The 14,330-nt window shown below is 55.8% G+C and carries 13 protein-coding genes; 7 read left to right on the top strand and 6 right to left on the bottom strand.

Annotation, left to right across the window (positions count from 1 at the left end; genetic code table 11):
• Nucleotides 1–113 precede the first annotated feature (113 nt).
• From FAP39_RS03250 to FAP39_RS03265, 4 genes are read left to right on the top strand one after another with little or no spacing between them, the layout of a single operon-like run.
• On the top strand, nt 114–1,076 hold the full coding sequence (locus FAP39_RS03250) for a metal ABC transporter solute-binding protein, Zn/Mn family (protein ID WP_138014942.1): 963 nt from the start codon (nt 114–116) through the stop codon (nt 1,074–1,076).
• An 11-nt stretch (nt 1,077–1,087) separates the two neighbouring features.
• Nucleotides 1,088–1,894 carry a metal ABC transporter ATP-binding protein gene (locus tag FAP39_RS03255; RefSeq protein WP_138014943.1) on the top strand — a complete coding sequence of 269 codons (807 nt, stop codon included), beginning with the start codon at nt 1,088–1,090 and terminating at the stop codon, nt 1,892–1,894.
• 3 nt (nt 1,895–1,897) lie between these two features.
• On the top strand, nt 1,898–3,106 hold the full coding sequence (locus FAP39_RS03260; protein WP_138014944.1) for a metal ABC transporter permease: 1,209 nt from the start codon (nt 1,898–1,900) through the stop codon (nt 3,104–3,106).
• On the top strand, nt 3,103–4,029 hold the full coding sequence (locus FAP39_RS03265) for a metal ABC transporter permease (protein ID WP_138014945.1): 927 nt from the start codon (nt 3,103–3,105) through the stop codon (nt 4,027–4,029). The genes FAP39_RS03260 and FAP39_RS03265 overlap by 4 nt, the downstream gene beginning before the upstream one ends.
• Before the next feature lie 51 nt (nt 4,030–4,080).
• Here FAP39_RS03265 and FAP39_RS03270 read toward each other — a convergent pair whose 3' ends face one another.
• The 3 genes from FAP39_RS03270 to FAP39_RS03280 form a co-directional block, all read right to left on the bottom strand.
• Nucleotides 4,081–5,832 carry a SulP family inorganic anion transporter gene (locus FAP39_RS03270; protein WP_138014946.1) on the bottom strand — a complete coding sequence of 584 codons (1,752 nt, stop codon included), beginning with the start codon at nt 5,830–5,832 and terminating at the stop codon, nt 4,081–4,083.
• Nucleotides 5,833–6,001: 169 nt separating this feature from the next.
• The gene (locus FAP39_RS03275; RefSeq protein WP_138014947.1) at nt 6,002–7,675 is read right to left on the bottom strand and encodes a bifunctional protein tyrosine phosphatase family protein/NAD(P)/FAD-dependent oxidoreductase; all 1,674 of its coding nucleotides are present in this window, start codon (nt 7,673–7,675) and stop codon (nt 6,002–6,004) included.
• Nucleotides 7,676–7,717: 42 nt separating this feature from the next.
• Nucleotides 7,718–7,933 (bottom strand): YgaP family membrane protein, encoded by a 216-nt coding sequence (locus FAP39_RS03280; RefSeq protein ID WP_138014948.1) that lies wholly within the window; start codon nt 7,931–7,933, stop codon nt 7,718–7,720.
• 262 nt (nt 7,934–8,195) lie between these two features.
• Between FAP39_RS03280 and mutL the strand changes: the two genes are divergently transcribed.
• Both mutL and FAP39_RS03290 read left to right on the top strand, forming a co-directional pair.
• Nucleotides 8,196–10,055 (top strand): DNA mismatch repair endonuclease MutL, encoded by a 1,860-nt coding sequence (mutL, locus tag FAP39_RS03285; protein ID WP_138014949.1) that lies wholly within the window; start codon nt 8,196–8,198, stop codon nt 10,053–10,055.
• Nucleotides 10,052–11,203 carry a DNA recombination protein RmuC gene (locus FAP39_RS03290; RefSeq protein WP_138014950.1) on the top strand — a complete coding sequence of 384 codons (1,152 nt, stop codon included), beginning with the start codon at nt 10,052–10,054 and terminating at the stop codon, nt 11,201–11,203. Before mutL ends, FAP39_RS03290 begins: the two co-directional genes overlap by 4 nt.
• Here the strand turns inward: FAP39_RS03290 and FAP39_RS03295 are convergent.
• Entirely contained in the window at nt 11,170–11,349 is a 180-nt protein-coding gene (locus FAP39_RS03295) for a hypothetical protein (protein WP_138014951.1), read from the bottom strand. The genes FAP39_RS03290 and FAP39_RS03295 overlap by 34 nt on opposite strands.
• Before the next feature lie 46 nt (nt 11,350–11,395).
• On the opposite strand from FAP39_RS03295, the gene FAP39_RS03300 reads away from it, so the two are divergent.
• On the top strand, nt 11,396–11,722 hold the full coding sequence (locus tag FAP39_RS03300; protein WP_138014952.1) for a DUF3775 domain-containing protein: 327 nt from the start codon (nt 11,396–11,398) through the stop codon (nt 11,720–11,722).
• A gap of 74 nt (nt 11,723–11,796) precedes the next feature.
• On the opposite strand, the gene FAP39_RS03305 is transcribed toward FAP39_RS03300, so the two are convergent.
• Both FAP39_RS03305 and FAP39_RS03310 read right to left on the bottom strand, forming a co-directional pair.
• Nucleotides 11,797–12,939 (bottom strand): saccharopine dehydrogenase family protein, encoded by a 1,143-nt coding sequence (locus FAP39_RS03305; RefSeq protein WP_138014953.1) that lies wholly within the window; start codon nt 12,937–12,939, stop codon nt 11,797–11,799.
• 59 nt (nt 12,940–12,998) lie between these two features.
• Complete coding sequence (locus FAP39_RS03310) at nt 12,999–14,063, bottom strand: saccharopine dehydrogenase (RefSeq protein ID WP_138014954.1); 1,065 nt, start codon at nt 14,061–14,063, stop codon at nt 12,999–13,001.
• Nucleotides 14,064–14,330 lie beyond the last annotated feature (267 nt).

Below are 14,330 nucleotides of genomic sequence, written 5' to 3' on the forward strand. Positions count from 1 at the left end.
CTCGCGTGTATTTGACCAAATAATCAAATCTTAATTGAGAATTATTCTCAATTGCATTGACATTGTTGCGAATGGCTCTCATATTCATTTTCAACAAGGGATATGGGTGCATTATGCGAATCTCACGTCGAAACTTTTTGATGTCCTCTGTGGCTGGTGCTGCCACCCTAGCGACACCTGCTCTTGCGCAGGGTCAGCTTACTATTGTCGCGACAACTGGTATGATTGCGGACACAGCGCGCCGGATCGGCGGGGATCATGTGCAGGTGCGTGGCCTCATGGGCGCGGGTGTTGATCCGCATTCGTATCGCCAAACCCGATCTGACATTGTTGCGATGACACGCGCAGATATTGTTCTGTGGCATGGCCTGTATCTCGAAGCGCAGATGGAAGAGTTTTTCCACAAACTTGAAACCAAGCGGAACGTGGTTGCTGTGGCGGATGGCCTGCCCAGAGATCTGTTGCGCATTCATCCAAGCTATGACGACAAATTTGATCCGCATGTTTGGATGGTGCCGGACCTTTGGCGTCATGTCGCAGCGCGTATTCGGGACGTGATGATCCAAGCGCGCCCTGAATTGGCTGCAGATTTCGAAGCCAATTTCGTGATCTTCGACCAAGAATTGGTGCAGTTGCAGCAGTATGCGCAAACATCTCTGGCAACCGTGCCTGAACATACCCGTGTGTTGGTGACGGCGCATGATGCATTTGGCTATTTCGGGCGTGATTATGGATTTGAGGTGCTTGGCATTCAGGGGATTTCCACCCAAAGCGAGGCGGGCCTGAACCGAATTGGCGAGCTGGTAAATCTGCTGGTCGAGCGCGATATCAAGGCAGTTTTTGTCGAAAGCTCGGTGTCGGATCGCAGTATTCGCGCCCTGACAGAAGGGGCCGCCGCACAGAACCACATCGTGCAAATTGGTGGGGAACTGTTCTCGGATGCCATGGGCGCCAGCGGCACCTATGAAGGCACTTATGTGGGAATGATTGATCACAATGTGACGGTGATTACAAATGCGTTGGGCGGCACCGCCGCAGAGCGCGGGATGGCCGGTCGGCTGTCCGCAGGAACCTAGGGAAGTATGATATGACGTTGGAATTGGCTGCAAATCAAGGCTCGGCTCCGGTTACTGATACAGTTGACCAAAGCCCGCTCGCTGTGCGCGGTATGACAGTGTCATATGGTCAAAAGCCTGTTGTGTTTTCAGTGGATATGACCATCGTCCAAGGGTCAATGACAGCGATTATCGGCCCCAATGGTGCCGGTAAATCGACGCTTCTTAAGGCGGCATTGGGTATCGTCAAACCGCTTGCCGGGCAATCAATGGTGTACGGTGCGCCGTTGCGTGGCCAGCGTCAGAAAATCGCCTATGTCCCACAGCGGGCGTCGGTTGATTGGGATTTTCCCACACGCGTCATCGATGTCGTGCTGATGGGGCTGTATCGCGAATTGGGTCTGCTGCGTCGGATTAAGGCGCGCCATATCGAAAAGGCGCGTGCATGCCTCGAACGGGTCGGGATGAGCGATTTTGCGGATCGCCAAATTGGTCAGCTTTCTGGTGGGCAGCAACAGCGTGTGTTCTTGGCGCGTGCCTTGGCGCAAGGGGCCGAACTGTACTTGTTGGATGAACCATTTGCGGGCGTTGATGCCGCGACTGAAAAAGCCATCATAGATGTGCTTAAGGGGCTTAAGGCCGAAGGTAAAACCGTTGTCGCAGTGCATCACGACCTTGCCACTGTGACCGAGTATTTTGACCGTGTGTTCATGATCAATACGCGCAAGATCGCAGAGGGATCTGTCGCCGAGGCCTATACCCGTGAAAATCTGGATATGACCTATGGTGGACGTCTGGCCACTGGCCAGATCGACCAGCTGGATTTGATCGCGAGCTAACCCATGTTGTTTGATGCTCTGGCCCTGCAATTGGGGTATAACGCGACGTTGGTCACAATCGGCGCGACCTTTCTTGGCATCGCATCTGGCGTAACGGGGACATTTTTGTTCTTGCGCAAACGCGCTCTTGTGAGCGACGCGATTTCCCATGCAACGCTGCCGGGCGTTGGGTTGGCCTTTATTGTGATGGTGATGTTGGGCGGAGATGGCCGCAACCTGCCAGGGTTGTTGTTTGGGTCTGCGGTTTCGGCAACTCTGGGGTTGTTGATTGTGAACTGGCTGACGCGTCGTACCCGATTGGCGGAGGACGCTGCGATTGGCGCGGTGCTTTCGGTGTTCTTTGGGTTTGGCATTGTTCTGTTGACGGTGATCCAGTCGATGTCTTCGGGACGCCAAGCAGGCCTAGAAGGGTTTCTACTTGGCTCGACTGCCGGAATGTTGTGGAGCGACGCGGTTGTGATCGCGGTTGGTGGCGCAGCGACGTTATTGGCGGTGCTGACGTTTCGCCGCCCTATGGCGTTGGTGGCGTTCGATCCCGAATTTGCGGCTGCAAGCGGACTTAAGGTAGGCCAAATTGATTTGATAATTATGGGCCTTGCCATGGCGGTCACGGTCGTTGGGCTTAAAATTGTCGGTCTTATCCTTATTGTGGCGATGCTGATCATCCCGCCTGTGACGGCGCGGTTCTGGACGGATCGTACGGATTATGTGGCAGCAATTGCGGGTCTTGTGGGGGGGATTTCGGGCTATATCGGCGCGGCGATCTCTGCATCCGCTCCATCGTTCCCCACCGGACCGATCATTGTTTTGGTAAGTTTTACGATCTTTGCGGTGTCTTTGGTGCTGGCCCCCAACAGAGGGATCCTGGCGGCGTTGATCCGGCATGTACGGTTTCAACGGCGGGTGCACATGCGCCAAGGTCTGTTGGCGCTTGCACAAGGACAACCCATCTATGAACGCCTGACACTCAATTTGTTGCGCCGCGCCGGGTTGGCACGTGCAGATGGGGTTGCGACGGAGACAGGTCGTGCAAGGGCCGCAAAGGCGTTGCGAGATGAAAAACGGTGGGAAGTTGTGCGATCAGACCGCCAGCACGAGGGCGCAGCAGCGCTGTATGATGGTCTGAGAGAAATCGAAACTGTGCTGACCGTTGACCAAATTTCAGAAATCGACCGCCGTATTGGTGGCCCAAAAGAGGCCGTCGCACCATGACCGGAGAAGAATTTGTCCCACTGTCTTTGACGCCTATGCTGATTGGTATGTTCGCTGCAGTGGCCTGCGCATTACCGGGTAATTTTCTGGTGCTGCGTCGGCAGGCACTGATTGGGGATGCCATTTCCCATGTGGTGTTGCCGGGTATTGTTGTTGCGTTCTTGGTCACGGGTGCGGTGAGCGCTTGGCCAATGATGATTGGCGCAGCAGGTGCATCCGTTGTCGCGGTCGCCCTGATCGAGGCGATCCGCCGACTTGGCAAAATCGAACCGGGGGCGGCCATGGGGGTCACCTTTACGGCTATGTTTGCGGCAGGTGTTTTGTTGCTTGAGCAGTCCGATACCTCAACGGTCCATTTGGATGTGGAACATGCGCTCTATGGGAACTTGGAAAGCCTGATTTGGCTGGATGCGGACGGATGGGGGTCTCTTGTCGATCCTGTTGCTTTGGCCGGGTTGCCCGAAGAGCTGATCCGTATCACGCTGACGTTGATCGTGGTCTGTGCATTTGTTTGGCTCTTTTGGCGGCCGCTAAAGCTGTCGACATTTGACGAAGGTTTTGCCCAAACGTTGGGAATGCGGACCGGTGTACTCGGGTTGGCGCTTGTGATTGTTGCGGCAATTGCCGCAGTGGCGGCCTTTGATGCGGTTGGATCAATTATCGTGATTGCGATGTTCATTTGTCCGCCTGCTGCAGCGCGTCTGATGACCAACCGCCTCGAGGTGCAAATTGCATGGAGCGTGGTGTTCGCCCTTGTGTCCGCGATTGCGGGCTATGTGATTGCCGGTTTTGGGCCAATGTGGATCGGTGCGGACAATGCCGTGAGTGCGGCAGGTATGATTGCGACGGTGTCCGGCATTCTTCTGGCAATTACGGCTGTCTTCGGCCCGTGCCGCACGCGCTCTGGCGCGCCAGTTGAATAGGATTTGGTAGGTGGCGACACACCTGTGCCGCCATCTACCAGCCCAAGATGTCTAGGGCGATTTTTGGGCGTTTGCCCCAGTCAGAGCCACCATTGCATCGTATTGTGCGAGGAAGATATCCCCCGTCAGTTCCGTAATGAAATGGCTTCGCACAAGGCGATCCATGACGGGGCCTTTGACTTCGGATAGATGAAGCTTGATGCCCATTTCCTGTAAGCGCTTGTTGATCTCTTCAAGGCTCTCAAGTGCGCTCATGTCGATTTCGTTCACTGCTGAGCACATCAGCACGACATGTTGAATTGGCTCGTCGCACACCACGCGATCATACAGATAATCTTCGAGGTAGCGCGCGTTGGCAAAATACAGGCTTTCATCGATACGTAATGTGACAAGTGACGGGTCTGTTTCGACGTCATGACGCAAGATATTGCGAAAATGTTGGGTGTTTGGCACCAACCCGACCTCTGCCACATGGGGGCGCGAGGTTTTGTAAAGAAACAGGCCAATGGAAAGAAGGACGCCAGCAGACACGCCAATTTCGACACCAAATCCAAGTGTCAAAAAAATCGTCGCAGCCACAGCCGAAAAATCAACCTTGGAGTAGTTCCATGTTTTCGGCAGGATCGAAAAATCCACCAAGCTGAGGACGGCAACAATGATGGTCGCTGCCAGAGTGGCTTTGGGCAAGAAAAACAGCATGGGCGTCAAGAGCAATGCCGCAAGACCGATCCCAATGGCGGTGAAGGCCCCCGCGGCTGGGGTCTCGGCGCCTGCGTCAAAGTTCACGACCGAGCGTGAAAACCCGCCTGTCACAGGGAAACCGCCAGAGAGTGCCGACGCGATATTGGATGTGCCGAGACCCACCAGTTCTTGATCGGGCAAAATACGTTGCCGCTTTTTTGCGGCCAATGTTTGGGCAACCGAAACGGATTCGACAAACCCGATGATCGAAATCAAAATCGCCGACACAAACAGGTTGGACCAGATATCGGCAGAAAAACTTGGCAAGGACAAAGGTGGCAACCCCATCGGGATGTCGCCGACGATCCGAACGCCATGTGTATCCAAGCCAAAGGCCCACACAGATAATGTGGTCACAGCGACGGCACCGACGGGACCCGCCTTTGCCAAGATCTCAGCCAAGCGTGGGGCCATGCCCGTGCCCAAAAGTAAGGGTTTGAGACCTTTGCGCACCCAAAACAAAAAGGCCAACGTGCTAAGGCCAATGATCAGGGTGATGATGTTGGTGCTGGTAATGTTCTCAAGTATTGAGGTGATCAACTCGGCCAGGCTATGGCCATGCGCATCAATCCCCAGAATATGCTTGAGTTGGGAGGTCGCAATGATCACCCCAGAGGCGGTGATAAAGCCTGCGATCACCGGATGGGACAAAAAATTTGCCAAAAAGCCCAAGCGAAAAAGTCCCATAACGGTCAGGATCAGGCCGGAAATAAAGGCCAGTGTGATCGCGGCTGCGGCGTATTCTGCGGTGCCCTGAAGTGCCATGTTTCCGACAGCTGCGGCGGTCATCAATGAAATTACGGCCACAGGGCCGACAGCCAATGCGCGTGAGGTGCCAAAAATGGCATAGGCGATCAGAGGTAAAATCGACGCATACAGCCCCATTTCTGCGGGCAGGCCAGCAAGCAGGGCATATGCCAATGATTGCGGGATCAGCATGATTGTGACGATAACGGCAGCAACCGCATCAGACGTCAGTGCGGCCCTGTCATAAGTCTTGGACCATTGTAAAATTGGGAAATGACGTTCGAGCGAGGCTCGGCGTGGTTTGGGCAGCGTCATGGGGCAATGGTCCAATACAGGCGATGATGTGTGCGCCACATATATTCAATTTGGTGAATAAGTGAAGGGTGAAGACGCGAAATAGTGCAGCAAGATGCGTACGACACGACGGAACTTTGTTGGAACTTGAAAACCCCCAACCTCATCAGGCTGGGGGGCAGTCTCGGTGCTATTTTGCTGAAACTTTTTCAGGTTTGGCCAGCCATTCCTTGCCACGCAACATGGCTTTCCAATAGATCGGCGGCAAAATCTGTTCCTTGAGAATCCACGCCGCACGGGTGGGCTTGGTGCCATCAATCAGCCACTTAGGGAAACTGGGCAGCAACGTGCCGCCATATCCGAATTCGGCCAGCACAATCTTGCCGCGCTCCACCGTAAGCGGGCACGATCCATAGCCGTTATAGATGGCCGTCGGGGATTTCCCCTCGATTTCGTCAATCAGGTTCTCTGCCACAATCGGGGCCTGCATTCGGGCCGCTGCCGCCGTTTTGGCATTCGGCGCGTTCATGACATCGCCAAGTGACCAGATATTGCCGTATTCTTTGTGGCGCAGGGTCGATTGGTCGACGTCGATCCATCCGGCGGCGTCTGCCAAAGGAGACACCCGAATAAAGTCGGGCGCGGTCTGGGGCGGGCACACGTGCATCATGTCGAAATCGACGGTGACGGTGGTCTTTTCCGTGTCGGGTTTGCTGACTTCAAAGGTGGCTTGCTTCGCGGAACCATCCACGGCGATCAGGTTGTGGAAAAAGTTAAGGTCAGCATCATACCGGTCGATGTATTCCATCAAGGCAGGCACATAATCTTTGACGCCAAACAATACGCCGCCGGCATTCATGAATTGGATGTCGATGTTCTCAAGTGCGCCCATGGTCTCCCAATTATGTGCCGACAGATACAGCGCCTTTTGCGGGGCTCCTGCGCATTTGATGGGCATCGGCGGTTGGGTAAACAAGGCGCGGCCTTTCTTAAGGCCTTTGACCAGCTCCCACGTGTACGGCGCAAGATCATAGCGATAATTCGAGGTCACACCGTTTTTGCCCAGTGTCTCAACCAAGCCGTCAACGGCATGCCAGTCAAGCTTGAGCCCCGGGCAGACGATCAGGCGGTTGTACTTGACCACACGGCAGCCGTCCAAAACGACGGCGTTGTCTTTGGGTTCAAATGCCGCCACTGCCGACTTAACCCAGTGCACCCCTTTGGGGATCAGGGACCCCATGGTTTTGGCCGTGGTTTCCGCGTCAAAGACGCCGCCGCCAACCATTGTCCAACCGGGTTGATAATAGTGGATGTCCGCAGGATCAATGACAGCCACGTCCAGTCCGGGTTTGCGTGAAATTAGGCTCGACGCCACGGCAATACCAGCAGCTCCGCCGCCGACGATGACGACATCAAATGCGGCATCGGACGTATCGGTTGGCGTTTTGCCACCGTTCACGATGCGCCGGACGACGCCCGCCATATCATACCCAGCCGCTTGCGTGGCCTCGAGAATTTCCGCAGGCGCAAGCGTGTCGGCCTGGCTTAGCGACCATAATGTCGCCGAGCGAGTGCCCGTGCGGCAGTACGCGAACACGGGTCCGGGAAGTTCGATCAGGGCCTGACCGAAATCGTCGGCATCACTGTCCTGAACCTTGCCGGAAATGATTGGCAAGAACCGCGTTTCAAGGCCTGCAGCCTTGGCAGCGACCTCAATTTCTTCAAATGTGGGTTGGTCCGCCCCTTCACCGTCAGGCCTGTTACACATAACCGACCGAAACCCCATCGCGGCAATGGTGGCCACGTCGTCTGGTGTGATCTGCGGTGATACGGAAATCTGGTCAGAGATCTTTTTGAGATCCATAAGGGGCGGTCCTTCTGTTTTTGTCTTGGCGCGACCCGAGACTTATTTGCGCGGGCAGGTGGACATACCCACCAAGCGATACAGCGGGCAAAACTTCATGGCAGATGTACCGGCCAGAACAACACCAACAATCATCGCACCATATTTCATCACGTCGTTTTCCCAAAGAGAAGATGAGATCACGAAGGGTGCAACAAACAAGGCTACGCCCAAGACAAGACGCAACAGGCGGTCGATATTGCCAACATTAGGGGACATGGAGAAACTCCGATTCTGAAAGATGATTACAATCCTGCCCCAAATATATTCAGATAGTAGAATAAAAGGAAGGGCCGCCTTTTGCCGCAGCTTGTTTACCCGTTTAAAACAAGCATTCTCGCTGTGTTTTCATTGGTGTGGAATGACCCGATCGCGACGCATTGCGATGCTAAAGGCCATGTATTCGTTACCCCAAACGATGGCATCCGGAAATTCGAAAGCATGTGGCAGAATCGTTCAGTTGCGTGCTAGGTTTTGCGGTATGCAAAGATCAGACCCCAAGATAGGCGAAAACCGCCCTGTGATCCGCCAGCTGGATGATGCCGCGATCAATCGCATCGCGGCTGGCGAAGTGGTTGAACGCCCTGCCAGCGCCGTCAAAGAGCTGGTGGAAAACGCGATTGATGCCGGTGCGCGTCGAATTGATATCAGCTATGCGGATGGTGGCAAAACGCTTATTCGCGTTGTGGATGATGGCTGCGGGATTGCGCCGGATGATCTTGGTCTTGCGTTGTCGCGTCATGCAACGTCCAAGATCGACGGCAGCGACCTACTTGATATTCACACCTTTGGGTTCAGAGGCGAGGCCTTGCCTTCGCTTGGCGCAGTGGGGCGTCTGAAAATCACGTCACGTGTGTTGGATCACGACGCTGCGGTGATCTCGGTGGAAGGCGGTCATATGACGGCCGTCAAACCTGCGGCGCTGAGTGGTGGCACAATTGTTGAGTTGCGTGACCTGTTTTATGCCACGCCAGCCCGGTTGAAATTTATGCGCACAGACCGTGCAGAAGCCCAAGCCATTACCGATGTCGTCAAGCGCCTTGCGATGGCGGAACCCTTTGTCGGGTTTACCCTTAGGGACGTGTCTGGCGGCGGCGAGGGGCGCGTCACCTTTCGCACCGATGCCCAAACCGGAGACTTGTTTGATGCGCTTCACGGCCGATTGGGCCGGATACTTGGCTCAGAATTTGCGGACAATGCTTTGCGGATTGATGCCACGCGTGAAGGGCTGCATCTGACGGGATATGCCGCGCTGCCGACGTATTCACGTGGGTCGAATGTTGCGCAGTACCTGTTTGTGAACGGACGCCCTGTCAAAGACAAATTGCTGGTGGGCGCCTTGCGCGGGGCTTATTTTGACTTTCTTAGCCGCGACCGCCATCCGGCGGCTGCGCTGTTCATTGAATGTGATCCACATCTCGTGGACGTGAACGTGCACCCTGCCAAGTCCGAAGTCCGTTTTCGCGATCCCGGTTTGGCGCGAGGGTTGATTGTGTCGGCGCTGCGCCATGCGTTGGCCGAGGCAGGGCATCGGGCGTCAACCACGGTGGCAGGTGCCACGCTGGGCGCCTTTCGACCAGAGCCAACCGGTCGTGTCTATCAGATGGATCGCCCGTCGATGGGCGCGCGCGCCGCAGGGTATCAGATGCAGGCCCCGGAACCTGACCAGATGACAGCGCCGGGTTTTGCCGAAACACCGATGGCCATGAGTGCCCGCGTTGAGCTTGCAGATGACCCAGAGGCAGAGGCGCCGCTTGAGCAATTTCCTCTTGGCGCGGCGAGGGCGCAGGTCCACGAGAATTACATTGTCGCCCAGACGGCCGACGGGATGGTGATTGTGGATCAGCATGCCGCCCACGAACGTTTGGTCTATGAGCGTCTCAAGGCACAGATGTCCGAGAACGGCGTTGCAGCTCAGGCGCTGCTGATCCCAGAAATCGTTGAGCTGTCTGAGGCCGAGTGCGCGCGCATATTGTCGGTTGCCAACGGTCTGTCCAAGCTGGGGCTCACGATCGAGCCCTTCGGCGGGGCCGCGATCGCGGTACGTGAAACACCGGCCATTTTGGGCGAGATCGACGCACGCCCGATGATACTGGATATTCTTGATGAGCTGGACGATCAGGGCGAAAGCAGCCTCGTTCAGGCCAAAATCGAAGCAATCCTGTCTCGCGTCGCGTGCCATGGATCGATCCGGTCGGGGCGTCGCATGCGGGCTGACGAAATGAATGCGTTGCTGCGCGATATGGAAGCCACCCCGCATTCGGGGCAGTGCAACCATGGTCGTCCAACCTATGTGGAACTTAAGCTGGCCGACATTGAGCGGCTGTTCGGACGGACATGATCAAAATCGCGGAATATGAATTGGGCTTGCCCGAATTGGTTGGGCTGGGGCTTGCAGGCATTGTGATCCTGTTGCTGATTATGACGGTGCGCGCGGCCGGAAAATCCGCCCGTATGGCCGAGCCGTTGGCCCACCAAATGGGGGCTTTGGGACAGCGCGTTCAGTCGCTGGCAGACGGCCAGCAGCAGCTGGCAGGCGGGTTGACGCATGTGTCCGAAGCCCAAGCCGCGGCGCAAACAAATATGCTTCAGTTGATGGAGCAACGCCTGTCTCAAGTTAGCCTGCAGATGAATGACAACCTGCAAGGATCGGCGCGGCGCACGGCGCATTCATTGGGCGAATTGCAGCAACGCCTTGTTTCTATCGACAAAGCCCAAGACAATATCACCAAGCTGTCAGGCGATGTTCTGAGCTTGCAGGATATCCTGAGCAACAAGCAAACGCGTGGGGCTTTCGGCGAAATCCAACTGAACGATATCGTGTCCAAGGCCCTGCCAAAGGATTCTTATGAACTGCAGCACACGCTTTCGAATGGGAAGCGCGCCGACTGTTTGATCCACTTGCCAAATCCACCCGGCCCAATTGTCATCGACAGCAAGTTTCCATTGGAAGCCTATGAAGCCCTGCGTAACGCCACGACGCAGAATGAATTGAATGACGCCGCCAGAATGCTGCGCACATCGGTCAAAGCGCATATCAAGGCGATTTCATCAAAGTACATTTTGGATGGTGAAACAGCCGATGGGGCGTTGATGTTTTTACCATCAGAAGCGGTTTATGCCGAGCTTCATGCCAATTTTCCTGAGCTGGTGCGCGAAGGTTTTGCCGCGCGGGTCTGGATTGTGTCTCCGACCACATGCATGGCCACACTGAACACCATGCGCGCCATTCTTAAGGACGCACGCATGCAAGAGCAGGCAGGGGCGATCCGTCGCGAGCTTGGGCTGCTCTATGCGGATGTCGAACGGCTTGGGACGCGCGTAGAAAATCTGGACCGCCACTTTGGCCAGGCTTCCAAGGACATCGCCGAGATTAAAATCAGCTCGGACAAAGCGGGACGACGGGCGCGGCGGCTGGACAACTTTGATTTTGAAGAGCTGTCTCCGGATGCGGATCAAGTTGTTCCCCTGACGTCGCCAAAGCCATAGGTCTGGTGAACAACGTGCCGCACGGTGACGGCGCCGGCGCTGTGTGCGACAATGGCTGCGATCAGGATGTCGGCAAAGTGCGCCAACCACACTGAATTTGGATATTCCGTCAAATTCAGTTGCGCCAGATCAAGGACGTCGGGCATAAATACGGGTGCATTAGGGACGGAATTTTGAATTGGAGGCTGCGATATGCTTGAGATTTCTGCGTGGAAAGTTGCACAGGTTGTGCTCATGGCGCGCGAATTGGATCGTGCAGAAGGCGAGCTACGGGCCTTTGTTGAACGTTTGAACGAGGATGAACAGGCCAGTTTGGTCGCGGTCATGTGGGTTGGTCGTGAAAGCTTTGCCGCAGAAGAACTTGCGGATGCGATCGCAACGGCCAAAAATGAGGCCACGGCGCCAACTGCAGATTATTTGCTTGGATCACCGCACATGTCAGACCATCTAGAAAATGGGATGGAAGAGCTCGGGATGTCTTTGTCAGATGCAGAAGACGATCTGGTTCGAGGCGGATAACCGGCTTAGGACGTACTAGGCGTCGTTGCGGTGTGGTTCACGCCCGGCATTTTACCGGGCGCGACAGTATTGGGTCACGCCACGTGGTCGGTGACTTCTAGGTGTTGGGCCAGACCATCGATGGTGTTTAGCCAAGATGTGACAAGCGATGGATCGCTGGGTGCAGCGGAGACACCTGCGGGAATTTCTCCTTCAAGAACGGCGTCGACGGCCAACGATACAGGGATCGACACAAGGCGCGCCATCGCGGTGCCGTTCTCGTCCCCCCAAGCATCCATGACATAGGTTTTGTGCCAGACGGTGTCGTCACCGCGCGCGGCTTTGAGCGCGACACAAAGCACCACGCGGTCGGGGTCATTTTCGCCATAGGCGTTGTCGCGCCAGAATTGATCAGACATATCCTTGAGACGTTGCTCGCCCTCTGGCCCTTGAAGGGTTTCAATTTCCTCAAAGACGTCGGCCCATGCATCGGCCCATCCATTCAGGCGCAAGGTGCCGCGCACGAATTCCTTTACGGACCAGTCAGGATCAAACTGATAGTCGGCCATGAACGGGATCGAGTCCCTGTTTGGATAGACTTCGAAGCTTTCGGGAACGGGTAAGGGGGCGGCATAGCTGCTGATCGCGTCCCAAGGCCGTTGAACATCCAGCGGCGCATAATCGCGAATAGAGCGTGACGGCGACCGGAGTGCCTTGAGCACCCCAAGCGGCGACCAGCTAAATTTGTACCGGAACGGGTTCGGGACTTTGGGGATCCCGCCGCAATACGAAATGAAAGACAGGTCATTGTCGCCCTCAAACGCATCTGACGATTTATAGTCCGCGATCAACGCGTGGGCCATGAGGTGATCAATGCCTGGATCAAGACCAACCTCGTTGACGCAGGACACACCAGCGGCTTGCGCAGCATCGTTCAAGGCCCGCATTTCGGGGGCAATGTAAGACGAACTGACGAAATGGGCCTGCTTTGATATGCACAGCTCTGCCAAGGGCACATGCCAATCGCCGGGCAACATCGACACAACGAGGTCACCCTGTGCAAGACAGGCAGAAAGTGTGTCGATATCAAAGGCCCTGATGTCAGAAGTGATATCGCCAATGGCCTCTTGGGCTTTTTCGACCGTCCGGTTCCAAACTGTAACTTGCTTGCCTGAGTCGATGAGACGGCGCAAGCCGGGGATGGCGGAAAGGCCTGTGCCACACCAATGAATGGTCATGCGATTTTCTCCTTAGGGTGTCGCGCCCAAGAGCATTGGGTTCTGTCCGACAGTGTGGATTACGTGGGTTTGATGGCTGAACTGTGTGTTGCGAACTCTGCTGCCGCGCGACGCCAAACGCCAGCGTCAAGATTGGTCAAATCGCACAACGTTGGCAATAGCTGGTCTGCGTAATCTTCGGAAGATTCGACCGGTAGCATGGACGGCAAGTTATCAATCGCCATGACATCCAACGGCGGCGTGTCGTGGACCCGCACAACAGGGGACTCCCATGTGGTCGCACGGTCATAGACTGGAACCGGATTATAGTCGCTGTCGGGATCGCAGGCGACGTCGCCGATGGCTGTGAGCTGTCGCGTCGCCGATTTTGCGGATTGCGGCACAAAGACCGGCGTTCCTGGCCGTGCAAAGATGCAATTCATAAAGATATCGTGCGCGAGTATTTCGGGAAAAGGCCCGCCGCTGGCGGTTTCGGCCATGTCCCACTTGGTAACGGTCACACCCATGGTTTCCAATAAATCCGCAGCGCCCGTGCCCACACGCCCCATGGCGCCAATCACGATGGCAGAGGGGCGATCATCTCCGAGCGTGTCCAGCTCGGCCCCCAAGCTGTCGAGCAGGGCATCTTTGCTGGCAAAGACGCCGACTGGTCCGCAGATTGACTGGCGTTGCTGGGCGGCCCAAGCCTTGAGTGTCGCTGCGGCGCCAGCATATCCGGCCCAATATCCAAAGGCTGCAACGCGGCGGCCTGACCCGTCGACGAGATATTCGAGATCGTAAAGTGTGCCTCCGCCTGCGTTGAAGCGCTGCAGAAGTGTGACGCCTGAGTGTTGGCCTTTGTAGGCATGCCCGAACATGATATGTTTGTGCGGCAATGGTGTGCCATCCTCGGGGAGTTCTTTTAGCCCAAAAATAATGGCGTCTGTTGGGGCGCTGGGCCAGCTGTTTTCCGGCGCAATGTGACATCCCACAGCTTTGTACCCGTCCAGAGGGATTGCGCGCACAGAGCTCTCTTCGACGGTGACCTGAATGCCGCGCGCGATAAGCTGTGCCGCGCCATGGGGGGTGATGCCCACGCGTTCTTCGTGTTGGCGCTGTTCGGCGCGGACCCAGAGATGTGTCATGTGATAGCCTCCATTTGTACAAGGCTTAGGAAAATTGTGCCCCAGTGAAAAGCATCAATTTCCAAATTCATCGACGGGCGCGACGTCACATCATGAAACGGTACAAACGGCGCGCTCCCGCCTCACGTCGATGCCTGTGGCCTCTCGTTTCGTTGGGCCAAGCCTCGCTTCGCTCGGCAGACTGTCAGATGGGGCCATGTTGTGAAGAACATGTGCCGGATTTACACCTTCAATACATACGTGCAGTTTCTCGATGCCTCATTTCCT

Source organism: Shimia litoralis, from assembly GCF_005518135.1.
In the GTDB taxonomy this organism is placed as follows: Bacteria; Pseudomonadota; Alphaproteobacteria; order Rhodobacterales; family Rhodobacteraceae; genus Shimia_E; species Shimia_E litoralis.

What these genes read in the sequence shown, in the direction of transcription:
- FAP39_RS03250 (WP_138014942.1), top strand. Translation starts at nt 114, where the DNA reads ATGCGAATCTCACGTCGAAACTTTTTGATGTCCTCTGTGGCTGGTGCT.
- FAP39_RS03255 (WP_138014943.1), top strand. Translation starts at nt 1,088, where the DNA reads ATGACGTTGGAATTGGCTGCAAATCAAGGCTCGGCTCCGGTTACTGAT.
- FAP39_RS03260 (WP_138014944.1), top strand. Translation starts at nt 1,898, where the DNA reads ATGTTGTTTGATGCTCTGGCCCTGCAATTGGGGTATAACGCGACGTTG.
- FAP39_RS03265 (WP_138014945.1), top strand. Translation starts at nt 3,103, where the DNA reads ATGACCGGAGAAGAATTTGTCCCACTGTCTTTGACGCCTATGCTGATT.
- FAP39_RS03270 (WP_138014946.1), bottom strand. Translation starts at nt 5,832, where the DNA reads ATGACGCTGCCCAAACCACGCCGAGCCTCGCTCGAACGTCATTTCCCA.
- FAP39_RS03275 (WP_138014947.1), bottom strand. Translation starts at nt 7,675, where the DNA reads ATGGATCTCAAAAAGATCTCTGACCAGATTTCCGTATCACCGCAGATC.
- FAP39_RS03280 (WP_138014948.1), bottom strand. Translation starts at nt 7,933, where the DNA reads ATGTCCCCTAATGTTGGCAATATCGACCGCCTGTTGCGTCTTGTCTTG.
- mutL (WP_138014949.1), top strand. Translation starts at nt 8,196, where the DNA reads ATGCAAAGATCAGACCCCAAGATAGGCGAAAACCGCCCTGTGATCCGC.
- FAP39_RS03290 (WP_138014950.1), top strand. Translation starts at nt 10,052, where the DNA reads ATGATCAAAATCGCGGAATATGAATTGGGCTTGCCCGAATTGGTTGGG.
- FAP39_RS03295 (WP_138014951.1), bottom strand. Translation starts at nt 11,349, where the DNA reads ATGCCCGACGTCCTTGATCTGGCGCAACTGAATTTGACGGAATATCCA.
- FAP39_RS03300 (WP_138014952.1), top strand. Translation starts at nt 11,396, where the DNA reads ATGCTTGAGATTTCTGCGTGGAAAGTTGCACAGGTTGTGCTCATGGCG.
- FAP39_RS03305 (WP_138014953.1), bottom strand. Translation starts at nt 12,939, where the DNA reads ATGACCATTCATTGGTGTGGCACAGGCCTTTCCGCCATCCCCGGCTTG.
- FAP39_RS03310 (WP_138014954.1), bottom strand. Translation starts at nt 14,063, where the DNA reads ATGACACATCTCTGGGTCCGCGCCGAACAGCGCCAACACGAAGAACGC.